The following is a 23,499-nucleotide window of genomic DNA, read 5'->3' as shown; positions in this document are numbered from 1 at the left end:
AATACCGCATAAGCTTATAAAAAATATTCTTGCCGATTCGGATAAGTGCAGCTAGCGTTTAATCCTGACAGCGTTGACAGGATTAGTTCTGCGCCGGTTGTCTTGAATAAAACATCTAGAACCGGCACAAGCCGGTCATTGCCTGCGAGGAACTCGGAATGTCTCTGTTGATCCGTGGCGCCACCGTTGTTACCCATGATGAAAGTTATCGCGCCGATGTGTATTGCGCAGACGGCGTGATCAAGGCCATCGGCGAAAACCTCGATGTTCCCGCAGAGGCCGAAGTGCTCGACGGCAGCGGCCAATACCTGATGCCCGGCGGCATCGACCCGCACACCCACATGCAACTGCCATTCATGGGCACCGTGGCCAGCGAAGACTTCTACAGCGGCACGGCGGCGGGACTGGCCGGCGGCACCACCTCGATCATCGACTTCGTGATCCCCAATCCGCAGCAATCCTTGATGGAAGCCTTCCATCAGTGGCGCGGCTGGGCCGAGAAGTCGGCATCGGACTACGGTTTTCATGTCGCCATCACCTGGTGGAGCGAGCAGGTTCGCGAGGAAATGGCCGAACTCGTCAGCCAGCACGGCGTCAACAGCTTCAAGCATTTCATGGCCTACAAGAACGCGATCATGGCCGCCGATGACACCCTGGTGGCGAGTTTCGAACGCTGCCTGGAACTGGGCGCGGTGCCGACCGTGCACGCGGAAAACGGTGAGCTGGTGTATCACCTGCAACGCAAGCTGATGGCCCAGGGCATGACCGGTCCGGAGGCGCATCCGCTGTCGCGGCCGTCACAGGTTGAAGGCGAGGCCGCGAGCCGGGCGATCCGCATCGCCGAGACCCTGGGTACGCCGTTGTATCTGGTGCACGTCTCGACCAAGGAAGCGCTGGACGAAATCACCTACGCCCGGGCCAAGGGCCAGCCGGTGTACGGCGAAGTGCTGGCCGGCCATCTGCTGCTGGACGACAGCGTCTATCGTCACCCCGACTGGCAGACCGCCGCCGGTTATGTGATGAGCCCGCCGTTCCGTCCTCGCGGCCATCAGGAAGCGCTCTGGCATGGCCTGCAATCGGGCAACCTGCACACCACCGCCACCGACCACTGCTGCTTCTGCGCCGAGCAAAAAGCCGCTGGCCGCGATGACTTCAGCAAGATCCCCAATGGCACTGCCGGCATCGAAGACCGTATGGCGGTGCTGTGGGATGAAGGCGTCAACAGCGGACGCTTTTCGATGCAGCAATTCGTCGCGCTGACGTCCACCAACACGGCGAAGATCTTCAACCTCTACCCGCGCAAAGGCGCGATCCGCGTCGGTGCCGATGCCGACCTGGTGCTGTGGGATCCGCAAGGCACACGGACCATTTCCGCCAAGACCCACCATCAGCAGGTGGATTTCAACATCTTCGAAGGCAAGACCGTGCGCGGCGTGCCCAGCCACACCATCAGCCAGGGCCGCGTGGTCTGGGCCGACGGCGACCTGCGGGCCGAGCGTGGCGCCGGGCGCTATATCGAAAGGCCGGCGTATCCGGCGGTGTTTGATTTGCTGAGCAAGCGGGCTGAGTTGAATCAGCCGGTTGCCGTCAAGCGCTGAGAGCGGCCTTCGGCCTCATCGCTGGCAAGCCAGCTCCCACAGGTTTTGTGAACGCCCGAGATCCTGTGGGAGCTGGCTTGCCAGCGATGAGGCCCGCCCAGACAACACAAAAAACAATGCCCATTCAGAGGCAGCACCTCAAATAACCGTGAGGCCAAAACCGTGATCAAGACCCTGGACCACCTCCCCCATCCCGTTGAGAATGCGGCCGCCCTCGCCGGCCACTTCACCGACCTGGCGCCACCGCTCAACGAGCGCCAGGCGCACCTGGAAGCCTCGCGCTGCCTGTATTGCTACGACGCGCCCTGCGTCAATGCCTGCCCGAGCGAGATCGACATTCCCTCGTTCATCCGCAACATTGCGCAGGACAACGTGCAAGGCGCCGCGCAGAAAATCCTCTCGGCCAACATCCTCGGTGGCAGTTGCGCCCGGGTGTGTCCGACGGAAATCCTTTGCCAGCAAGCCTGCGTGCGCAACAACGCCCACGAATGCGCGCCGGTCCTGATCGGCCTGTTGCAACGCTACGCCGTGGACAATGCGCATTTCAGCACGCACCCGTTCCAGCGTGCCGCCACCACCGGCAAACGCATCGCCGTGGTCGGTGCCGGTCCGGCCGGTTTGTCCTGCGCCCACCGCAGTGCCATGCACGGGCATGACGTGGTGATCTTCGAGGCGCGGGAAAAGGCTGGCGGCCTCAACGAGTACGGGATCGCCAAATACAAACTGGTGGATGACTACGCACAAAAGGAACTCGACTTCCTTTTGGAAATCGGCGGCATCGAAATCCGCCACGGGCAGAAACTCGGGGACAACCTGACCCTCAGCGAACTGCATCAACAGTTCGACGCGGTGTTCCTCGGCCTCGGGCTCAACGCCAGCAAACAGCTGGGCCTGGCCCACGAAGACGCGCCCGGCCTGCTCGCCGCCACCGACTACATCCGCGAACTGCGCCAGGCCGATGACCTGAGCCAACTGCCCCTGGCCGATCGCTGCATCGTCCTCGGCGCAGGCAATACCGCCATCGACATGGCCGTGCAAATGGCCCGCCTCGGTGCCCGTGACGTGAATCTGGTGTATCGGCGCGGGACCGAAGACATGGGTGCCACCCATCACGAACAGGAGATTGCCAAGGCCAATCAGGTGCGGCTGATGACCTGGGCGCAACCCGAGGAAGTTTTGCTCGATGACCAAGGCCGCGTGCGCGGCATGCGTTTCGCCCGCACCCATCTGGTCGAAGGTCGCCTGCAAAGCACCGGCGAAACCTTCGAACTGGCCGCCGACGCGATCTTCAAGGCCATCGGCCAGGCCTTCGACGGCAGCGCCCTCGCCGATCCGCTGGCCCGTGAGCTCAAGCGCCAGGGTGAACGGATTGACGTCGATGAAAACCTGCGCACCAGCATCCCCGGCGTGTATGCCGGCGGCGACTGCACCAGCCTCGATCAGGACCTCACCGTGCAAGCCGTGCAGCATGGCAAGCGCGCCGCCGAAGCGATCAACGCTCAACTGATGCTCAACGTGGAGGCTGCGTAAATGGCCGATCTGTCGATTGTCTTCGCTGGCATCAAATCCCCCAACCCGTTCTGGCTGGCCTCTGCGCCGCCCACCGACAAGGCCTACAACGTAGTGCGCGCCTTCGAGGCCGGTTGGGGCGGCGTGGTCTGGAAAACCCTGGGTGAAGACCCGGCGGCGGTGAACGTGTCGTCACGCTATTCGGCGCACTTCGGGGCTAACAGGGAGGTACTCGGTTTTAACAACATCGAGCTGATCACCGACCGCTCGCTGGAGATCAACCTGCGGGAAATCACCCAGGTCAAAAAGGATTGGCCGGACCGGGCGCTGATCGTGTCGTTGATGGTGCCCTGCGTCGAAGAGTCCTGGAAACACATCCTGCCACTGGTGGAAGCCACCGGAGCCGACGGCATCGAGTTGAATTTCGGTTGCCCCCACGGCATGCCCGAACGCGGTATGGGCGCGGCGGTCGGCCAGGTGCCGGAATACGTGGAACAGGTCACGCGATGGTGCAAGACCTATTGCTCGCTGCCGGTGATCGTCAAGCTCACGCCGAACATCACCGACATCCGCGTCGCCGCCCGTGCGGCCCACCGTGGCGGCGCCGATGCGGTGTCGTTGATCAACACCATCAACTCGATCACCAGCGTCAACCTCGAACGCATGGTCGCCAACCCCATGGTCGGCAGCCAAAGCACCCATGGCGGTTATTGCGGCTCGGCGGTCAAGCCGATTGCCTTGAACATGGTCGCCGAAATCGCCCGTGATCCACAGACCCGGGGCCTGCCCATCAGCGGCATCGGTGGCATCGGCAACTGGCGCGACGCCGCGGAATTCATTGCCCTGGGCTGCGGTTCGGTGCAGGTGTGCACGGCGGCGATGCTGCACGGCTTCCGGATTGTCGAAGACATGAAGGACGGTTTGTCACGCTGGATGGACAGTCAGGGCTACGCCAGCGTGTCGGAATTTTCCGGTCGCGCGGTGGGCAACACCACGGACTGGAAGTACCTGGACATCAACTACCAGGTGATCGCCAAAATCGACCAGGAGGCGTGCATAGGTTGTGGTCGTTGCCATATCGCGTGTGAGGACACCTCGCACCAGGCCGTGGCCAGCCTCAAGCAGGCGGACGGCACGCACAAGTACCAGGTGATCGATGAGGAGTGCGTGGGCTGCAACCTGTGCCAGATCACCTGCCCGGTGCAGGACTGTATCGAGATGGTGCCGGTGGAGACCGGCAAGCCGTTCCTGGACTGGAATCATGATCCGAGGAATCCGTATCACGTTGCCGTCTGAGTTGTGGGGTGTCTGATCGGGCCTCATCGCGGGCAAGCCCGCTCCCACAGGTTTCTCTGTGTACACAGTATTTGTGTACGACATAAAACACTGTGGGAGATTCTATGGTTGAGGGGAAGCCCTCAACTGGCTTTTGGTTGGTATTCGCTCTGCCCCTTCAGTAGGGCGAATACGATCCGAGCAAGCTTGCGAGCCAGTATCACCAGTGCCTGAGTGGTGCTGAAGCCTCGAGCTCTTTGCTCTTCGTAAAAGCCTTTCCAGGCTGACGTTCGGCTGGCCGACATCGCCGCGTTGTGCAAAAGCCGGCGGGCTTCCGGGTCACCTCGCTTAGTCAAACTCCGGCGACCGTCTTTTTGTCCTGACTTCGACACTCGTAAATCCATCCCCAGAAAGGCGATAAACGCATCCGCGCTTCTGAACTCGCCCCGCTGAAACGTCGTGAGCAAACGGGCTCCGGTCAGAAATCCAATGCCTTCAACTTTCAGGCAACGCTTCAACTGACCGAGCAAACCAGCTTCTTTGAGACGATCGTTAATCGTCTTTTCGACCAGCGTTTCAAGCTTTTGCATGGACTTCACTTGCTCGGCGAAAGCAGATTTCAGCAGCGGCTCATTCGCCCAGCTTTGCACCAGCCCGACCCGCGCCTGAACCAAGGCTGCGCGACGACGAAAAAGGCTCAAGAGCTGGCGGTACAGCGGTGATGGCGGGGTCCAAGGGTGAAGATCATCACCTTCGTTCTTCAGATAGCGAGCGAGCAGTCTGGCATCCAGCGCATCGGTTTTGGCGCGGATATTCACCCCTTTGCGGTAATGGCTGAGTTCATAGCCACCCACCATATAAATCACGCAGCCGGCCTCATAGGCCAGATCGGCAAACTCCAGGTGATAGATATTGGTCGACTCAATGGCTACAGCAACAGTCCCCGACAGGACCTTCAACCAATGCTTGATGGCTGTTTTGTTGTTGGGGATCTCTTCGAGCAGGTCAAGTTCGGCGTGATAGATCACCAGTTCGTTCTTGGCGACATCCACGCCTACGATCGGCTTTTTGACAGAAACCGGCATTGCCATTGGATTTCCTCCGGGATATGGTTTTGAGCACTTGAAGGGCTCACCCAGAGGCGCAGGCTTGTTCCTATCGTCGGTCTAGCCAGATGCATTCTTTATCGGCGCTTGGGTGAAAGGAGGAGGGGCGAAATCTCCCACGGATCTGTACTGCGTCAACAGTCAGAATCGGGCTTTGTCCCTCCTCCTCCCTTCAAGTCCTACCATACAAGCGGGCTTGCCCGCGAAGAGGCCAGCAGCAACACCACCCAACCTCAAGGCTCCAACCCAATCCCCCGCAAAATCACGCTGGTCACCGTCTGCACCGCCCTTTCAAACTGCATGTCCGACAGCGGCTGGTGGTCGTTGAGAATATTCACCTGGTGATCGAAGTCGGCGTAGTGCTGGGTCGAGGCCCAGATCATGTACAGCAGGCTCGACGGCTCGACCGGCAGGATGCGTTTGTCGTCCACCCACTGGCGGATTTTCGCTTCCTTCATCTTGGCCCAGTCGTACAGGCTTACATCCAGCGCTGTGCCGAGGGTCGGCGCGCCGTGGATGATTTCGTTGGCCCAGACTTTCGAACCGTAAGGCCGGCTGCGGGAGTGGTTCATCTTGGCGCGGATGTAGCTGCTGAGCACCACACGCGGGTCGTCGAACATCTCGAAACACAGCGCGTCCTGCTTCCAGACTTCCAGCAAATCGAACAGCACCGCGCTGTACAGTTCGGTCTTGGTGCTGAAGTAGTAGTGCAGGTTGGAACGCGGCAGTTGCACTTCGGCGGCGATGTCGGCCATGGCGGTGCTGCCGAAGCCCTTTTCAGCGAAGACTTTTTCCGCCCCCAGAAGAATTTTTTCGACGTTACTGCGACGAATCTCGATCTTGTGATTGCCCATGCGGATCCCCGACAACAACGTTGGACAAGACTAGCATCCGCTCTGGACTGCGGCGACAGGGTAAAACGAAACTTCGTACAGCCGCTGTCGTAACGCTAAACTCAGCGCACTTGGAAACTGCCAAAGGTACTCACGATGCTGCTCAAGAAAACCCTGACCATCACGGCCCTGCTCGGCTCGCTGCTCGCCGCTTCTTCAGTGTTTGCCCACGCCCACCTGAAAAGCCAGACACCGGCCGCCGACAGCACCGTGACCGCGCCAACACAATTGCGCCTGGAGTTCTCCGAGGGAGTCGAGGCCAGTTTCACCAAAGTCACCCTGACCCGCGATGGCGCGCCGGTAGCGGTCAAAGCGCTGACCACCGATGGCAGCGATAAAAAGACCCTGATCGTCACCCCGGCCGCGCCGTTGACTGCCGGCGCCTACAAAGTCGAATGGCACGCCGTGTCCGTCGACACCCACAAAAGCGAAGGTGCCTACGCCTTCAAGGTTGGCCAGTAATTCATGGCGAGCGCGCTGGTGCTGTGCCGCTTCCTGCATTTTGTCGTGGTGTTGATGCTGTTCGGGGCCTGGCTGTTCAGGCCTTTGCTTTCAAGTGGCGAAAGCGCACTGGATCAGCGCCTGGCACGCACTTGCCGTTGGCTGGCGGTGGTGGCGCTGGCCAGCGGGGTCTGCTGGTTGTTGCTGATTACCGCAAGCATGGCCGGGGCCTGGGAGGCGGCCTTCGATCCGCCGACCCTGGGCCTGGTACTGGGCAATACCTTTTTCGGCCAGGTCTGGCGCTGGCATTTGCTGATCAACGTCGCATTGGTGGCGTTACTGCTGAGCCCACTGCGCGCCAACCTTGCGCTGCGCCTGATCCTCAGCGGCTTGCTGCTGGCCACCCTGGCCCCGGTCGGCCACGGCGCCATGCTCGATGGCACCGCCGGGCATTTGCTGATCCTCAATCAACTCATTCACTTGATGTGCGTCGGTGCCTGGCTCGGCGGCCTGATGTTGCTGGTGATGATTCTGCGCCAGCCTGCGGGGCATTCGATCCGCTTGATGTTGCAGCGCTTCAGCGGCGTCGGCTACGGCCTGGTCGGCGGGTTGCTGATCACCGGGCTGATCAATGTGCGGGTACTCACCGGCGCTTTCTGGCCGACACCGCTGTTCACCGGGTTTGCCTTGATCCTGTTGATCAAGGCCGCGCTCGTGGCGGCGATGCTGGGTCTGGCGTTGTTCAATCGGTTGCGCATCGATGACTGCGAGCAGCGTCTGCAGACATTGCGCGCCAGCGTGATGCTCGAATGGTTGCTCGGGATCGGCGCGGTAGCAGCAGTTTCATTGCTCGGCACCCTGCCCCCCATGATTTCCAGCTAATAATCCCACACGGTTATCCATTTCAACTCACAACACCACAAGTCATCGCATAACTTCCCATTGACAACCCTCGAAAATCCCGCAAATATCGCCACCAATGTTGTACGACGACGTATGACAACAATAAAAACAAGAAACAAGGGAGCGTCACAGTGAGCAAGCTCGTCCGCAATTCCTCCGCCCGTTCTTCGCGCGCAAACTTTTCCCGTCGCCATACCCTCAGCCTGATCGGCTGCAGCGGCCTGGCCCTCGCCCTGCCCATGATCAGCCAGGCCGAAGGTTTCAGCGACGACGCCAAGGCCACGCTGAATTTGCGTAACGCCTACATCAATCGCAACTACACCAACCCGGCCTACCCCCAGGGCAAGGCTGAAGAGTGGACGCAAAACTTCATTCTCGATGCCCGGTCCGGTTTCACCCAGGGCCCGGTGGGTTTCGGTGTGGATGTACTGGGCCTGTACTCGCAGAAGCTCGATGGCGGCAAAGGCACCGGTGGCACGCAGCTGTTGCCGATCCACGACGACGGCCGCCCCGCCGACAATTTCGGCCGGCTGGGCGTGGCGCTCAAAGGCAAGGTCTCGAAAACCGAACTGAAGGTCGGCGAATGGATGCCGGTGCTGCCGATCCTGCGCTCCGACGATGGCCGCTCGCTGCCGCAGACCTTCCAGGGCGCCCAGGTGACCTCCAGCGAAATCAGCGGCCTGACGCTGTACGGCGGTCAATTCCAGAAAAACAGCCCACGCAACGACGCGAGCATGGAAGACATGTTCATGAACGGCAAAACGGCGTTCACCTCGGACCGGTTCAACTTCGGCGGCGGTGAATACGCGTTCAATGACAAGCGCACGCAGGTCGGCGTCTGGTACTCCGAACTCAGTGACATCTACCAGCAGCAATACTTCAACCTGACCCACAGCCAGCCCGTCGGCGACTGGACCCTGGGCGCCAACCTGGGCTACTTCATCGGCAAGGAAGACGGCAGCGCCAAGGCCGGCGACCTCGACAACAAGACGGCGTTCGCCCTGCTCTCGGCCAAATACGGCGGCAACACCTTCTACGTCGGCCTGCAAAAACTCACCGGCGACGACGTGTGGATGCGGGTCAACGGCACCAGCGGCGGCACCCTGGCCAACGACAGTTACAACTCCAGCTATGACAACGCCCGGGAGAAATCCTGGCAGGTGCGCCACGACTACAACTTCGCTGCCCTCGGCATCCCCGGCCTGACCCTGATGAACCGCTACATCAGCGGCGACAACGTGCACACCGGCGCCATCACCGACGGCAAGGAATGGGGCCGCGAATCCGAACTGGCCTACACCGTGCAGAGCGGTGCGCTGAAGAACCTCAACGTGAAATGGCGCAACGCGAGCATTCGCAAGGACTTCAGCACCAACGAGTTCGATGAGAACCGGATTTTCATCAGCTATCCGATTTCGTTGTTGTAAGTCCCGAGATCAACCAGCCCCCTGTAGGAGCGAGCTTGCTCGCGATGATCCCGAGAACGCCACGGGGTATCAGGTTTCCAGCGTTATCGTTGACGACCATCGCGAGCAAGCTCGCTCCTACAAGGCGACCCTCCGTCAATTACCACCAATGTCGCGTTGACAAGACCCGGAAACCCTAACGATACTTCGCATAAGTCGTACGACAACCTACAACGAATCAATAACAATAACCGCGCGCCCAGGATTCCCATGACGACCACTGCAACCGCCCGCCCCCCTTTCAATCGCCTGCTGCTGACCGGCGCCGCCGGTGGCCTCGGTAAAGTCCTGCGCGAAAGCCTGCGCCCCTACGCCAATGTCATTCGCCTGTCGGACATCGCCGACATCGCGCCGGCCATCGATGACCGCGAAGAAGTCGTGCCCTGCGATCTGGCCGACAAGCAGGCGGTGCATCAACTGGTCGAAGGCGTGGACGCGATCCTGCATTTCGGCGGTGTGTCGACCGAGCGTTCGTTCGAAGAAATCCTCGGCGCCAACATCTGCGGCGTATTCCACATCTACGAAGCCGCGCGTCGCCACGGTGTGAAGCGGGTGATCTTTGCCAGTTCCAACCACGTGATCGGCTTCTACGGGCAAGACGAAGTCATCGACGCCCACTCCCCTCGCCGCCCGGACAGCTACTACGGCCTGTCCAAGTCCTACGGCGAAGACATGGCCACGTTCTACTTCGACCGCTATGGCATCGAGACCGTCAGCGTGCGCATCGGCTCCTCGTTCCCGGAGCCGCACAACCGCCGGATGATGAGCACCTGGCTGAGCTTCGGCGACCTGACCCAACTGCTCGAACGCGCCCTGTACACCCCGAACGTCGGCCACACCGTGGTCTACGGCATGTCCGACAACAAGGACATCTGGTGGGACAACCGCTACGCATCGGCCCTGGGTTTTGTCCCGCAGGACAGCTCCGAACAGTTCCGCGCAAAAGTCGAAGCCCAACCGATGCCCGCCGCCGATGATCCGGCACGGCTGTATCAGGGCGGCGCCTTCTGCGCTGCCGGCCCGTTCGGCGACTGAACACTTACCGCTCACTTGATCCCCACAACAAAAACCAAGGGAATGAGTTGCCATGCAAGCCGAATTGATTGTCGACGTCCGCAACGCGGTCGGTGAAAGCCCGGTCTGGGTGCCTGAGGAAAACGCGCTGTACTGGGTGGATATCCCCGCCGGCGCTTTACAGCGCTGGCGTGCCGATTCCGGCCAGGTGGACGCCTGGAAAACCCCGCAGATGCTGGCTTGCATTGCACGCCATGCTGACGGTGGCTGGGTTGCCGGCATGGAAAGCGGGTTCTTCCGCCTGCATACGCGTAACGACGGCAGCCTCGACAGTGAACCGCTGGCCCACGTCGACCACGCCCGCACCGACATGCGCCTGAACGACGGCCGCTGTGACCGCCAGGGCCGCTTCTGGGCCGGCAGCATGGTGCTGAACATGGGCGCCAACGCCGCCAACGGCACCTTGTATCGCTACAGCGCCGGGCAGCACGGACCGCTCGACGCTCAATTGAGCGGTTTCATCGTGCCCAACGGCCTGGGCTTCAGCCCGGACGGGCGTACGATGTACCTGTCCGATTCCCACCCGCAGGTCCAGCAGATCTGGGCCTTCGATTACGACATCGACACCGGCACCCCCTCCAATCGCCGGGTGTTCGTCGACATGAACCAATACTGCGGTCGTCCCGATGGCGCTGCGGTCGATGCCGATGGCTGCTACTGGATTTGCGCCAACGACGCCGGCCTGATCCACCGCTTCACTCCCGACGGCCGACTCGACCGTTCCCTCGCCGTACCGGTGAAAAAACCCACCATGTGCGCCTTCGGTGGCCCTCGACTGGACACGCTGTTCGTGACCTCGATCCGCCCCGGCGACGACCATGATCCGCAATCACTGGCCGGGGGCGTGTTCGCCCTCGATCCCGGCGTCCAAGGTTTACCCGAACCCCGTTTCAACGATTGAGCAACCTCGACACAAAAGCGCTCCCGCTGCATCGCTGTGCCTTGAATAAAAAAACAATAAAACTGGAGACACCCCCATGGACTTCAAACGCACCTTGCTCGCCGCTGCACTCCCGTTCGCCTTCTCCCTCAGCAGCGCCGCCCAGGCGCTGGAAATCAAATTCGCCGACATCCACCCCGCCGGTTACCCGACCGTGGTGGCTGAAGAGCAACTGGGTAAAACCCTGGTGGCCGACAGCAACGGCGCGCTGACCTTCAAGATGTTCGCCGGTGGCGTACTCGGCTCGGAAAAAGAAGTGGTCGAACAGGCTCAGGTCGGCGCCATCCAGATGGCCCGGGTCAGCCTTGGCATCGTCGGCCCGGTGGTGCCGGACGTGAACGTGTTCAACATGCCGTTTGTGTTCCGCGACCAGGCGCACATGCGCAAGGTCATCGACGGTGCAGTCGGCGACGAGATCCTCGACAAGATCACCAACTCCGAATTCAACCTGGTCGCCCTGGCCTGGATGGACGGTGGCACGCGCAACATCTACACCAAAAAACCGGTACGCAGCCTTGAAGACCTCAAGGGCATGAAGATCCGCGTGCAAGGCAACCCGATGTTCATCGAAACCATCAACGCCATGGGCGGCAACGGCATCGCGATGGACACCGGGGAAATCTTCAGTGCCCTGCAGACCGGCGTGATCGACGGCGCGGAAAACAATCCGCCGACCCTGCTCGAACACAACCACTACCAGAACGCCAAGTTCTACAGCCTGACCGGCCACCTGATCCTGCCCGAGCCGATCGTGATGTCGAAAATCACCTGGGAAAAACTCACGCCCGAGCAACAAGCCCTGGTGAAGAAAACCGCCAAGGCGGCCCAGGCCCAGGAACGCACCCTGTGGGATGCGAAATCGGCCAGCAGTGAAGAGAAACTCAAGGCCGCCGGCGTCGAGTTCATCACCGTCGACAAGAAACCTTTCTATGAGGCAACCGCCTCGATCCGCGAGAAATACGGCGCGCCCTACGCCGACCTGATCAAGCGCATCGAAGCCGTTCAGTAACCCTCCCTGCATTCAAGAAAGGCCCGGCGCCGCTGACGTTGGTGAACGTCAGTGCGCGCCCGGTTACGGTGGAACCCGATGAAGAATCTGCTGCTAGGCATCAATGACAAGCTCTACATGACCTGTATCTGGGTCGCCGGGCTCTCCGTTCTGGCCATTGCGTTAATCATTCCCTGGGGCGTGTTCGCCCGCTACGTCCTCGGCACCGGCTCCAGTTGGCCGGAGCCCACGGCGATTCTGCTGATGATGGTGTTCACCTTCATCGGCGCCGCCGCCAGCTACCGGTCCGGCTCGCACATGGCAGTGGCCATGCTCACCGACCGCATGCCGCCGCACCTGCGCAAGGCCATGGCCGTGTTCGCGCAACTGCTGATGGCTACGATCTGCCTGTTCATGGCCATCTGGGGCAGCAAGCTGTGCCTGTCGACCTGGAACCAGTACATGAGCGCCCTGCCGACCCTGCGTGTGGGCATCACCTACATGCCGATTCCGGTGGGCGGCGTGCTGACGCTGATCTTTGTCCTGGAAAAACTCTTGCTCGGCGACCAGAGCAACCGCCGGGTCGTGCGTTTCGACCTCGTTGAAGAAAACGAAGGTGCCGCTTAATGGACGCTCTGATACTGCTCGGCAGTTTTATCGCATTGATCCTGATCGGCATGCCGGTCGCCTACGCCCTGGGCTTTGCCGCACTGATCGGCGCGTGGTGGATCGACATCCCGTTCCAGGCCCTGATGATTCAGGTCGCCGGGGGCGTGAACAAATTCTCCCTGCTGGCCATCCCGTTCTTCGTGCTGGCCGGCGCGATCATGGCCGAGGGCGGCATGTCCCGACGCCTGGTGGCGTTCGCCGGAGTGCTGGTCGGTTTCGTGCGTGGCGGCTTGTCGCTGGTCAACATCATGGCCTCGACCTTTTTCGGCGCGATCTCCGGCTCCTCGGTGGCGGACACCGCCTCGGTCGGTTCGGTGCTGATTCCAGAAATGGAACGTCGCGGCTATCCCCGGGAATTCGCCACGGCGGTGACCGTCAGCGGTTCGGTGCAAGCCTTGCTGACACCGCCCAGCCACAACTCGGTGCTCTACTCGCTGGCCGCCGGCGGCACTGGTGTCGATTGCCTCGCTGTTCATGGCCGGCGTGGTGCCGGGCCTGTTGATGAGCGCGTGCCTGATGGTGCTGTGCCTGATCTTCGCCAAGAAGCGCGACTACCCCAAGGGCGAAGTCATTCCGATGCGCGAAGCGCTGAAGATCTGCGGCGAAGCGCTGTGGGGCCTGATGGCGATGGTGATCATCCTCGGCGGCATCCTGTCCGGTATTTTCACTGCCACCGAGTCGGCGGCGATTGCCGTGCTGTGGTCGTTCTTCGTGACCATGTTCATCTACCGCGACTACAAATGGAGCGAACTGCCCAAACTGATGCACCGCACCGTGCGCACGATTTCGATCGTGATGATCCTGATCGGTTTCGCCGCCAGCTTCGGCTACATCATGACCCTGATGCAGATCCCGGCGAAGATCACCACGCTGTTCCTGACCCTGTCGGACAACCGCTACGTGATCCTGATGTGCATCAACGTCATGCTGCTGTTGCTCGGTACGGTCATGGACATGGCGCCGCTGATCCTGATCCTCACGCCGATCCTGATGCCGGTGATCCTCGGCATTGGCGTGGACCCGGTACAGTTCGGCATGATCATGCTGGTCAACCTGGGCATCGGTTTGATTACGCCGCCGGTGGGCGCGGTGCTGTTCGTGGGGTCGGCCGTGGGTAAAGTCAGTATCGAATCAACCGTCAAGGCGCTGCTGCCGTTCTACGCGGTGCTGTTCCTGGTGTTGATGGCCGTGACCTACATTCCTGCCATTTCGCTGTGGTTGCCGCATCTGGTGTTGTAAAACACCTTGTCAGAAAGCTCCCTGTAACCAGGGAGCTTGCTGGTCAGGGGGCTTTTGTGGCGAGGGGGCTTGCCCCCGTTCGGCTGCGCAGCAGTCGCAAATACAAGCGACTCGGTGCTCCTCAAAAATTGCAGGGGGCCGCTTCGCAGCCCAACGGGGGCAAGCCCCCTCGCCACAGGGAACAGTGCAGCTACATAAAAATCACATAGCAGGTCTACATGTCACTCACACTGCTCGAACTCGAAGACGAACTCACCCACCTCACCCTCGCCCCGGAGCTGGGCGCCAGCATCGTCAACTGGACCGTGCGCAGCACCGGGCAACCCTTGCTGCGACACGCCGATGAGCATGCCCTGAACACCGGTCTGCCCGGCAAGCTCGGCTGCTTTCCCTTGATCCCCTGGTCCAACCGCATCGCCGATGGCGGTTTCGATTGTCCCGATGGCTGGCTGGCACTGACACCCAACAGCCTCACCGATCCCCTGCCGATCCACGGCAGCGCCTGGCAGCAGGCATGGCAGGTGATTTCCCGAACTGAAGATGAAGTGGTCCTGCAACTCGATAGCACAACGCCCTTCGCCTATCGCGCCCGGCAACGCTTCCATTTGAGCGCAGGCAAGCTGAGCATCGAAATGCATGTCACGCACCTGGCTGAGCACGCTGCATGGCATGGTCTGGGATTGCATCCGTACCTGCCACGGACACCAAACACCCGACTGCAGGCACCGGCACGGCAGGTGTGGTTGTGCGACGGGGCGAAACTGCCGACAGCACTTGGCGCGTTGCCGGTCGAGTGGGATTTTCAGCAACTCAAGCCATTACCCGAAACGCTGGTCGACAACGGCTTCTGCGAATGGGACGGCCATTGCCTGATCCAACAGCCCGACCTCGGATACGAGTTGGACTGCCAGGCCACTGGCAGCGATTACTACCTTCTCTACTGCCCCGTGGGCCTGGGGTTTTTCTGTATCGAACCGGTGAGCCACCCGGTCAACGCGCACCACTTGCCCGGTCGACCGGGCCTGCGTTTGCTGGAACAGGGTCAATCCACCGAACTGGGCTTCACCCTGCAGTATCGGCCGTTTCAGGCTGGTGCCCCCAACAATTGACTCAACACCGCTCGCAACTTGCCGGGCTTCACCGGTTTGTTCAGCAAGGGTGCGTTGAGTCGCTGCAACGCACGCCGACAATGGTCGGTGCGGTCGGCGGTAATGATCACCGCTGGAATGTCCTGGTGGAAATGCTCGCGCAGATGTCGCACCACATCACAGCCGACCACCCCGTGATCGAGGTGATAGTCGGCAAGAATCAGTTCCGGTGCCTGCCCGCGTAGCGCCGCCAGAGCAGCCTCTTCATCGGTGGCGACCAGAACGTCGCAGCCCCACTGCCCGAGCAACGCGCTCATGCTATCGAGAATGCTCACTTCGTTGTCGATCACCAGTAAACGACGTCCCGGTAGCGGGTTGCCGGTGCCCGGTTGTGACACCGCCTGGCTCACGGGCAGCGGAACTTCGTCGGATATCGGCACCTCGATGCTGAACATCGAACCCCGCCCCGGCATCGAGTACACACCGATCCTGTAGCCAAGGATCTTGGCGATGCGCTCGACAATCGCCAGCCCCAGGCCCACGCCCTTGCGGTCGGCGGCGCGGCCGACGTCCAACTGGTTGAACTCGAGGAAGATCGAATCGAGCCGGTCGGCGGCGATGCCACGCCCGGTGTCCCAGACCTCCAGGCGCAACATCTCGCCCCGACGCCTTGCCGCCAGCAGGATGCTGCCTTCATCGGTGTAGCGGCAAGCATTGCTGAGGAAGTTGCGCAGGATCCGCGTCATCAGGCGCAAGTCGGTGTTGATGGCGTAATCGGCCATGCGCACCCGCAGGTTCAAGCCGGCCGCCTGGGTGACGGACTGGAACTCCGACACCAGCGGCCCGAGCAGTTCGTCGAGGCGGTACGTGGCAACGTCCGGCTTGACCGCGGCCTGGTCGAGCCGGGAAATGTCGAGCAGATCCGTCAGCAAATCCTCGGCCCCTTCCAGGGCCTGGTGAGTGCGCTCCACCAGCACCTGTTCGGCTTCCGGCAATTTGCGTTCGCGCAAGGTCGAAATCAGCAACCGCGCGGCGTTCAGCGGTTGCAGCAGGTCATGGCTGGCGGCGGCGAGGTATTTGTCCTTGCTGTGATTGGCGGCCTCGGCGGCATCGCGGGCGTCGCGCAAGGCCTTGGCGATCTGTTTACGCTGGGTGATCTGCTGCTGGAGGTTACGGTTAGCCTCGAGCAACTCATCGGTGCGCGCGACGACGCGCTGCTCCAGTTCGTCATTGAGTTGCTGCAGGCGTCGCTGGGCCAGCTTGCGCTCGGTGATATCGGAGACGAAGCCTTCCACCAAGCCTTCCTGGCCGGGCTTGAGCAGCAGGTTCATCAACACATCCAGGTGACTGCCGTCCTTGCGCCGCAAGCGGGTTTCATAGCCGTGCAGGCTGCTCTGGTGCCGGAGGATTTCGCCGATGGTTTCCAGCTCCTGCGCGCCGTCGACGAACAGGGTGCTGCCCAGGTCGGTCAGGGAGAACAGCACCTCCTGCGGGTCCTGGTAGCCAAGCATGCGTGCCAGCGCCGGGTTGGCGGCGCGCATGCCATCGTGCAGGCTGGCCTGGAAGATCCCGTGCACCGCGTTTTCGAACAGCCACTTGTAGCGGTTACGCTCGGCTTCCAGATCATCCAGGCGCGCGGCCAGCTCCGGATAGTGACTCTTGCGCGCCGAATGGCTGCCCAGCCCCAACAACCCGGCCAGGGCCCGTTGCTGCTCGTCAGAGGGCTTCGCCATAGACGACCTCGACATCACGCTGGCTGGATTCGCGCGGGTTGGTCAGGATGCACGGATCGTGCATCGCATGCTGCGACAGGAACGGAATGTCCGAGGTCCTGACGCCATGCAAACCGAGGGTTTCATGAAAGCCGATGGCGTGCTTGAGGGCGATCAGGTGTTCGACCAGGCGCCCGCAGATCTGCCGGTGATTCAGGCCTCGACAGTCGATGCCCAACGTCTCGGCGATCACCTTGAAGCGATCAGGCGCCGAGTTGTAATTGAAAGCCACCACGTGCTCGACCAGCACCGCGTTGCACAGCCCATGGGGCAGATCGAGAAAGCCGCCGAGGCTGTGGGACATGGCATGCACAGCACCCAGGATCGCATTGGAAAACGCCAGCCCGGCCTGCATGCTGCCGAGCATGATTTTTTCGCGCAACGCGATGTCCGTCGGGTTGGCGATCATTTGCACCAGGTTGCCATTGATCAGGCGCATCGCCTCCAGTGCATGGGGATCGGTCAGCGGCCCGTGGCCGGTGGATACGAAGGCTTCGATGGCATGCACCAAGGCATCGATGCCGGTACAGGCCGACAGGAACGGGTCCATGCTCAGGGTGGTTTCCGGGTCGATCAGCGAAACGTCCGGCACCACGGCCTTGCTGACGATGGAGAACTTCATGCGCTCCTGCTGATTGGAAATGATCACGAATTGCGAGACATCGGCCGAGGTGCCGGCGGTGGTCGGAATCAGGATCAGCGGCGGGCTGGGCACGCGGATGGTGTCCACACCCTCGAAATCGAGAATGCTGCGGCCATGGGCGACGACAATGCCGATGCCTTTGCCGCAGTCCATCGGACTGCCGCCACCGACGGCGACGATCACGTCGCAGTGGTTTTCCCGGTACATCTCGGCGCCGAGCATCACCTCTTCGACCCGTGGGTTCGGCGAGACATCGGAGTACAGGCAATACTGGATGCCCAGCGCTTGCAGGCTGGCCTCGACATCGGCGACCCAACCGGCAGCAATCACACCGGGGTCACTGACCACCAGGACCTTGCGTGCGCCAAAGGTCTTGGCGTAATTGCCGACACTGTGCCGGCTACCGGCACCGAAGATGATTTCAGGGGAAACGAACTTGCGCAGCTGGTTGAGACTCTGGCTCATTGGAAAGCCTGTTTTTATTGTTTTGGAAGGTAGAAACCACACTAAACCATCCAGCTGTGAATGCAATCAGACCAAAGAACAGCGCTGCCCGGGCTGTAACAGAACCCTGTGGGAGCGGGCTTGCTCGCGAAGAGGCCCTGTCAGTCAATATTGATGGTGACTGACACTCCGCCTTCGCGAGCAAGCCCGCTCCCACAGGAGATCTGTGCCGCCAGGCTTATCCGCGATAGATCAGCTGCGAAGCCTTCGCGTTACGCAACGTCAGATGCTCCATCCCCAACCCCGGAGCCTCAGCTTCTTCACGGGCCTTGAGGATCACCCCATGGTGGGGCGACTTGCTGCACACCGGGTCGGCATTGCTGGCATCGCCGGTCAGCATGAAAGCCTGGCAGCGACATCCCCCCAGGTCCTTGTGCTTTTCATCGCAGGAGCGGCACGGCTCCTTCATCCAGTCATCGCCGCGAAAGCGATTGAAGCCGAACGAGTCGTTCCAGATGTGCGAGAGGCTGTGCTCGCGCACGTTGGGAAATTGCACCGGCAACTGCCGGGCGCTGTGGCAAGGCAAGGCCGTGCCGTCGGGGGTGATGTCGAGAAACAGGTTGGCCCAGCCGTTCATGCAGGTCTTGGGACGCTCTTCGTAGTAGTCCGGGGTGACGAAGATCAGTTTGCACGGGTGGCCCTGGGCTTCAAGGCGCTCGCGGTATTCATTGGTGATGCGCTCGGCACGCTGCAATTGCTCACGAGTGGGCAACAGGCCGACGCGGTTGAGTTCGGCCCAGCCATAGAATTGGCAGGTGGCCAGCTCGACAAAGTCCGCCTCCAATTCCAGGCACAGCTCGATGATCTGCGCGATCCGGTCGATGTTGTGCCGATGGGTGACGAAGTTCAGCACCATCGGATAGCCCTGGGCTTTCACCGCCCGGGCCATGGCGAGTTTCTGGGCAAAGGCCTTGCGCGAACCGGCGAGCATGTTGTTCACCGCTTCGTCGGCGGCCTGGAAGCTGATCTGGATATGGTCCAGCCCGGCCACCTTGAAGTCGCGCACCTTCTGCTCGGTCAGGCCGATGCCGGAGGTGATCAGGTTGGTGTAGTAGCCCATGTCCCGGGCGGCCTTGATCAGTTCGGCGAGGTCCTGGCGCACCAATGGCTCGCCACCGGAAAACCCCAGTTGCGCGGCCCCCATGTCCCGCGCTTCGCGGAATACGCGAATCCATTCTTGCGTGCCCAGTTCCTCGCCCTGCCGGGCAAAATCCAGTGGATTGGAGCAATACGGGCACTGCAGCGGACAGCGGTAGGTCAGCTCGGCGAGCAGCCACAACGGCGGTCCGGGCAACGTCTCACTCGATCCAGAATTGCGCATGGGCCACCTCCAGAAACGCCAGCACGTCTTCGTCGATCCCGGGTACCCCGGGGAAACTGGCGCTCAATCGATCAATGATCGCCGCCACGCTGCGCTGGCCATCCACCAGGCCGAGAATCTGTCCGGCACTGGCGTTGAGCTTGATCATGCCTTCGGGGTACAGCAGCACGTGGCAGTCCTGGCGCGGCTCCCATTGCAGACGAAAACCGCGGCGCAAGGCCGGTGACTGCTGGCGATCGATCAGGCTCACAGGGCGATCCCCCGGTGCCAGACGTTGTCGCCGGTGACCGTGTGATACGGCGGGCGTTCGAGCTCATAGGCCATGCTCATGGCATCGAGCATGCTCCACAGCACGTCGAGCTTGAATTGCAGAATCTCCAGCATGCGTTGTTGCCCCTCGGCCGTCACGTAGTGCGCCAGGGTTATGCGCAAGCCGTGCTCGACATCGCGCCGCGCCTGGCTCAGGCGCGTGCGGAAATAGTCGTAGCCGGCGACGTCGATCCACGGGTAATGGGTCGGCCAGGCGTCGAGTCGCGACTGATGGATCTGTGGCGCAAAGAGCTCGGTCAGCGAACTGCTGGCCGCTTCTTGCCAGCAGGCGCGACGAGCGAAATTGACGTAGGCGTCCACGGCAAATCGCACGCCGGGCAGCACCAGTTCCTGGGACAGAATCTGCTCGCGATCCAGCCCCACCGCTTCGCCCAGGCGCAGCCAGGCCTCGATGCCGCCCTCGCTGCCGGGGATGCCGTCGTGGTCGAGAATCCGTTGCAGCCATTCGCGGCGCACGTCGCGGTCCGGACAGTTGGCGAGAATCGCGGCGTCTTTCAGGGGGATGTTGACCTGATAGTAGAAGCGATTGGCGACCCAGCCCTGGATCTGCTCGCGGCTGGCGCGGCCGGCGTACATGGCTTGGTGGAAGGGGTGGTGGATGTGGTAGTAGGCGCCCTTGGCGCGCAGGGCGGCTTCGAATTCTGTGGGGGACATGGGGGTGTCAGTCATTTTGTTCTCCGGGAACTTCTGCGGTGCCTGTACTGGCCTCTTCGCGAGCAAGCCCGCTCCCACATTTGGAATGCAGTTTCCTGTCGGAGCGGGCTTGCTCGCGAAGGGGTCAGCCGCTACAGCTCAATACTCATGCCGTCATAAGCCACTTCAATACCCCGCCGCTCCAGCAGCGCCCGCTCGGCCGAGTCTTCATCGAGGATCGGATTGGTGTTGTTGATGTGGATCAGCACCTTGCGCTGGCGGTTGAAACCCTCCAGCACTTCAAGCATCCCGTCGGGGCCGCTTTGTGGGAGGTGCCCCATTTCGCTGCCCAGGCTCTGGCCGACTTCGCAGATGCGCATCTCGTCGTCGCGCCACAGGGTGCCGTCCAGCAGCAGGCAATCGGCACGCTGCATCCAGCCCAGTACTTCGCCGTCGATTCGGCCAAGGCCCGGCGCATAGAACAGCGAGGCGCCGTTGCGCAGGTCTTCAATGAACAGGCCAATGGTGTCGCCCGGTTGCGGATTGCCGCGATTGGGCGAATACGGTGGCGCGTTGCTCACCAGGGGTATCGCTCGAAATTGCAAATGCCCGCAGGCCGGGATGCTGAACGGCTGGCGATCGAGACCGACCGGTTGCCATTGCAACCCGCCGTTCCAGTGCTCCAGCATGTTGAACAACGGGAAACCGCTGCTCAGGTCCTGGTGCACGCGCTCGGTGCACCACACCGCATGCGGGCAACCTTCACGCAGGCTGAGCAAACCGGTGCAATGGTCAATCTGGCTGTCCAGCAGCACGATGCCGGCGATGGCGCTGTCACGCAGGCGCCGCGCCGGTTGCAGTGGCGCAAAACTCTCGAGTTGCGCGCGAATGTCCGGTGACGCATTGCACAGCACCCACTCCACACCGTCGTCACTCAGGGCAATCGACGACTGCGTACGGCGCTGTGCCCGCACGTTGCCATTGCGCGCACCGGCGCACTGGCGGCAGTTGCAATTCCACTGAGGGAATCCACCGCCAGCGGCGGAACCGAGAACGCGGATGTGCATGGCGGATGCTCCAGAAGGCAGGCCCGGCCAACGTATCCGCTGGCCGGGTGATCAATCAACGGTTGGCGAAATACATCGTCACTTCGAAGCCAATGCGCAGATCGATAAACGCGGGTTTAGTCCACATGGGTCATTCCTCTTCTTGTGCCCGGGTGATTCCGGTAGAGCCATTAATGCACGGGGCGATGAGCGCCCGAATGCTACTTTCGAAGGAGTTTGCGGGGTGATTTGGTAGGGGGTGTTGCATGGTCATTGGCATCACACAAACCCCATGTGGGAGCGGGCTTGCTCGCGAAGGCGGTGTGCCAGTCAACATCTCTGCTGAATGACACTCCGCATTCGCGAGCAAGCCCGCTCCCACAGGTTATGCGGCGTGTTTAAGGAATCAGAAGAACCCCAGCGGATTGATGTCGTAGCTCACCAGCAGGTTTTTGGTCTGCTGGTAGTGATCGAGCATCATCTTGTGGTTTTCCCGACCGACTCCGGACTTCTTGTAGCCACCAAACGCCGCATGCGCCGGGTACAGGTGGTAGCAGTTGGTCCACACGCGCCCGGCCTTGATCGCCCGGCCCATGCGGTAGGCGCGGTTGATGTCGCGGGTCCACAGACCGGCGCCGAGGCCGAACTCGCTGTCGTTGGCAATCGCCAGGGCTTCCGCTTCGTCCTTGAAGGTGGTGATACCCACCACCGGGCCGAAGATTTCTTCCTGGAACACGCGCATCTTGTTGTGGCCCTTGAGCAGGGTCGGCTGGATGTAATAGCCGCTGGACAGGTCGCCTTCCAGACGTTCAGCCGCACCGCCGGTGAGCAGCTCGGCGCCCTCCTCCTGGGCAATGGTCAGGTACGAGAGGATCTTGTCGTATTGCTGCTCGGACGCCTGGGCGCCGACCATGGTCTCGGTGTCCAGCGGATTGCCGCGCTTGATCTTGACGATCTTCTTCATCACCTCGGCCATGAACGGCTCATAGATCGACTCCTGCACCAGCGCCCGGGACGGACAGGTGCAGACTTCGCCCTGGTTGAAGAACGCCAGCACCAGGCCTTCGGCGGCTTTTTCGATGAACGCCGGTTCAGCGTTCATGATGTCTTCGAAGAAGATGTTCGGCGATTTGCCGCCCAGTTCGACGGTGCTCGGGATGATGTTCTCGGCGGCGCAATGCATGATGTGCGCGCCCACCGGGGTCGAGCCGGTGAAGGCGATCTTGGCGATGCGTTTGCTGGTGGCCAGGGCCTCGCCGGCTTCGCGACCGAAACCCTGGACGATGTTCAGCACGCCCGCCGGCAGCAGGTCGGCGATGAGCTCGGCGAAGACCATGATCGACAGCGGCGTTTGCTCGGCAGGCTTGAGTACGATGCAGTTGCCGGCGGCCAGGGCCGGGGCGAGTTTCCAGGCGGCCATCAGCAGCGGGAAGTTCCACGGAATGATCTGCCCGACCACACCCAGGGGCTCATGGAAGTGATAGGCCGTGGTCAGCTCGTTGATCTCGGCAGCCCCGCCTTCCTGGGCGCGGATGCAGCCAGCGAAGTAACGGAAGTGGTCGGCGGCCAGCGGCACGTCGGCGTTCAGGGTTTCGCGCACGGCCTTGCCGTTGTCCCAGGTTTCGGTGACGGCCAGCACTTCAAGGTTCTGCTCGATGCGATCGGCGATTTTCAGCAGCACCAGGGAGCGGTCCTGGGCCGAGGTCTTGCCCCAGGCATCCGCTGCGGCATGGGCGGCGTCCAGGGCCTTGTCGATGTCGGCGGCGCTGGAGCGCGGGAATTCGGCGATCACTTCACCGTTGACCGGCGAGGTGTTGGTGAAGTACTCGCCATTGATCGGAGCGACGAACTCGCCACCGATGAAGTTGCCGTAGCGCGGCTTGAAGGTAATGAGGGCGCCTGGGGTTCCGGGTTGTGCGTAGATCATGGTGGGCCTCTGTCTGGGTCGATGCCTGTCGTACTGACAGGCGATGAGCCGATACTAGAGAGCCCCGCGTGCCAGACGAATGCATCGTTGGCAGGAGGGGCTCTCGTTATTTGGTCGTAGATTTCACACTGATC

21 protein-coding genes and 1 pseudogene are annotated in these 23,499 nt (G+C 61.6%); 12 read left to right on the top strand and 10 right to left on the bottom strand.

Annotation, left to right across the window (positions count from 1 at the left end; all coding sequences use genetic code 11):
* Positions 1 to 158: 158 nt before the first annotated feature.
* The 3 genes from hydA (at position 159) to preA (ending at position 4,403) form a co-directional block, all read left to right on the top strand.
* A complete protein-coding gene (gene hydA, locus AB4O16_RS29810; RefSeq protein WP_460156561.1) occupies positions 159 to 1,598 on the top strand; it encodes a dihydropyrimidinase in 1,440 nt (479 codons plus the stop codon).
* 162 nt (positions 1,599 to 1,760) lie between these two features.
* Positions 1,761 to 3,128 (top strand): NAD(P)-dependent oxidoreductase, encoded by a 1,368-nt coding sequence (locus tag AB4O16_RS29805; RefSeq protein ID WP_460156560.1) that lies wholly within the window; start codon positions 1,761 to 1,763, stop codon positions 3,126 to 3,128.
* The gene (gene preA / locus AB4O16_RS29800) at positions 3,129 to 4,403 is read left to right on the top strand and encodes an NAD-dependent dihydropyrimidine dehydrogenase subunit PreA (protein ID WP_160387774.1); all 1,275 of its coding nucleotides are present in this window, start codon (positions 3,129 to 3,131) and stop codon (positions 4,401 to 4,403) included.
* A gap of 122 nt (positions 4,404 to 4,525) precedes the next feature.
* On the opposite strand, the gene AB4O16_RS29795 is transcribed toward preA, so the two are convergent.
* Entirely contained in the window at positions 4,526 to 5,473 is a 948-nt protein-coding gene (locus AB4O16_RS29795) for an IS110 family RNA-guided transposase (protein WP_460155370.1), read from the bottom strand.
* Positions 5,474 to 5,721: 248 nt separating this feature from the next.
* Complete coding sequence (locus AB4O16_RS29790; RefSeq protein ID WP_110662020.1) at positions 5,722 to 6,342, bottom strand: TetR/AcrR family transcriptional regulator; 621 nt, start codon at positions 6,340 to 6,342, stop codon at positions 5,722 to 5,724.
* Between the two features lie 135 nt (positions 6,343 to 6,477).
* Here AB4O16_RS29790 and copC point away from each other — a divergent pair, with 135 nt between their 5' ends.
* The 9 genes and pseudogenes from copC to AB4O16_RS29745 all read left to right on the top strand — a co-directional run bounded on the left by copC (position 6,478) and on the right by AB4O16_RS29745 (position 15,210).
* Positions 6,478 to 6,843, top strand: a complete 366-nt coding sequence (gene copC, locus AB4O16_RS29785) for a copper homeostasis periplasmic binding protein CopC (RefSeq protein WP_460156559.1) — start codon at positions 6,478 to 6,480, stop codon at positions 6,841 to 6,843.
* Positions 6,844 to 6,846: 3 nt separating this feature from the next.
* Positions 6,847 to 7,704, top strand: coding sequence for a copper homeostasis membrane protein CopD (copD, locus tag AB4O16_RS29780; RefSeq protein WP_460156558.1), 858 nt, complete (start codon positions 6,847 to 6,849; stop codon positions 7,702 to 7,704).
* Between the two features lie 152 nt (positions 7,705 to 7,856).
* Positions 7,857 to 9,152 (top strand): OprD family porin, encoded by a 1,296-nt coding sequence (locus tag AB4O16_RS29775; protein WP_460156557.1) that lies wholly within the window; start codon positions 7,857 to 7,859, stop codon positions 9,150 to 9,152.
* 249 nt (positions 9,153 to 9,401) lie between these two features.
* Positions 9,402 to 10,226 carry an NAD-dependent epimerase/dehydratase family protein gene (locus AB4O16_RS29770; protein ID WP_460156556.1) on the top strand — a complete coding sequence of 275 codons (825 nt, stop codon included), beginning with the start codon at positions 9,402 to 9,404 and terminating at the stop codon, positions 10,224 to 10,226.
* Positions 10,227 to 10,278: 52 nt separating this feature from the next.
* A complete protein-coding gene (locus tag AB4O16_RS29765; RefSeq protein WP_460156555.1) occupies positions 10,279 to 11,166 on the top strand; it encodes an SMP-30/gluconolactonase/LRE family protein in 888 nt (295 codons plus the stop codon).
* A gap of 76 nt (positions 11,167 to 11,242) precedes the next feature.
* Positions 11,243 to 12,214, top strand: a complete 972-nt coding sequence (locus AB4O16_RS29760) for a TRAP transporter substrate-binding protein (RefSeq protein WP_460156554.1) — start codon at positions 11,243 to 11,245, stop codon at positions 12,212 to 12,214.
* Positions 12,215 to 12,292: 78 nt separating this feature from the next.
* Positions 12,293 to 12,820, top strand: coding sequence for a TRAP transporter small permease (locus AB4O16_RS29755; RefSeq protein ID WP_110662845.1), 528 nt, complete (start codon positions 12,293 to 12,295; stop codon positions 12,818 to 12,820).
* A pseudogene (locus AB4O16_RS29750) lies at positions 12,820 to 14,101 on the top strand (TRAP transporter large permease). The gene AB4O16_RS29755 and the pseudogene AB4O16_RS29750 overlap by 1 nt, the downstream one beginning before the upstream one ends.
* A gap of 218 nt (positions 14,102 to 14,319) precedes the next feature.
* Positions 14,320 to 15,210, top strand: a complete 891-nt coding sequence (locus tag AB4O16_RS29745; RefSeq protein WP_160387790.1) for an aldose 1-epimerase — start codon at positions 14,320 to 14,322, stop codon at positions 15,208 to 15,210.
* On the opposite strand, the gene AB4O16_RS29740 is transcribed toward AB4O16_RS29745, so the two are convergent.
* The 8 genes from AB4O16_RS29740 to exaC form a co-directional block, all read right to left on the bottom strand.
* Positions 15,186 to 16,922, bottom strand: coding sequence for a PAS domain-containing hybrid sensor histidine kinase/response regulator (locus AB4O16_RS29740; RefSeq protein ID WP_110660740.1), 1,737 nt, complete (start codon positions 16,920 to 16,922; stop codon positions 15,186 to 15,188). The genes AB4O16_RS29745 and AB4O16_RS29740 overlap by 25 nt on opposite strands.
* A complete protein-coding gene (ercA, locus tag AB4O16_RS29735; protein ID WP_046037285.1) occupies positions 16,906 to 18,069 on the bottom strand; it encodes an alcohol dehydrogenase-like regulatory protein ErcA in 1,164 nt (387 codons plus the stop codon). The genes AB4O16_RS29740 and ercA overlap by 17 nt, the downstream gene beginning before the upstream one ends.
* A gap of 217 nt (positions 18,070 to 18,286) precedes the next feature.
* Positions 18,287 to 19,429 (bottom strand): pyrroloquinoline quinone biosynthesis protein PqqE, encoded by a 1,143-nt coding sequence (gene pqqE, locus AB4O16_RS29730; protein ID WP_110660741.1) that lies wholly within the window; start codon positions 19,427 to 19,429, stop codon positions 18,287 to 18,289.
* A complete protein-coding gene (gene pqqD, locus AB4O16_RS29725; RefSeq protein WP_110660742.1) occupies positions 19,407 to 19,679 on the bottom strand; it encodes a pyrroloquinoline quinone biosynthesis peptide chaperone PqqD in 273 nt (90 codons plus the stop codon). The genes pqqE and pqqD overlap by 23 nt, the downstream gene beginning before the upstream one ends.
* A complete protein-coding gene (pqqC, locus tag AB4O16_RS29720; RefSeq protein WP_110660743.1) occupies positions 19,676 to 20,428 on the bottom strand; it encodes a pyrroloquinoline-quinone synthase PqqC in 753 nt (250 codons plus the stop codon). Before pqqC ends, pqqD begins: the two co-directional genes overlap by 4 nt.
* 116 nt (positions 20,429 to 20,544) lie before the next feature.
* Complete coding sequence (gene pqqB, locus AB4O16_RS29715) at positions 20,545 to 21,459, bottom strand: pyrroloquinoline quinone biosynthesis protein PqqB (RefSeq protein WP_223594742.1); 915 nt, start codon at positions 21,457 to 21,459, stop codon at positions 20,545 to 20,547.
* Positions 21,460 to 21,514: 55 nt separating this feature from the next.
* A complete protein-coding gene (gene pqqA / locus AB4O16_RS29710) occupies positions 21,515 to 21,586 on the bottom strand; it encodes a pyrroloquinoline quinone precursor peptide PqqA (RefSeq protein ID WP_110660746.1) in 72 nt (23 codons plus the stop codon).
* Positions 21,587 to 21,844: 258 nt separating this feature from the next.
* Positions 21,845 to 23,365, bottom strand: a complete 1,521-nt coding sequence (gene exaC, locus AB4O16_RS29705; protein ID WP_160387800.1) for an acetaldehyde dehydrogenase ExaC — start codon at positions 23,363 to 23,365, stop codon at positions 21,845 to 21,847.
* Between the last annotated feature and the right edge of the window lie 134 nt (positions 23,366 to 23,499).

It is taken from the genome of Pseudomonas sp. S2_H10, from assembly GCF_054668285.1.
This window is presented reverse-complemented; position numbering and strand designations above follow the sequence as displayed.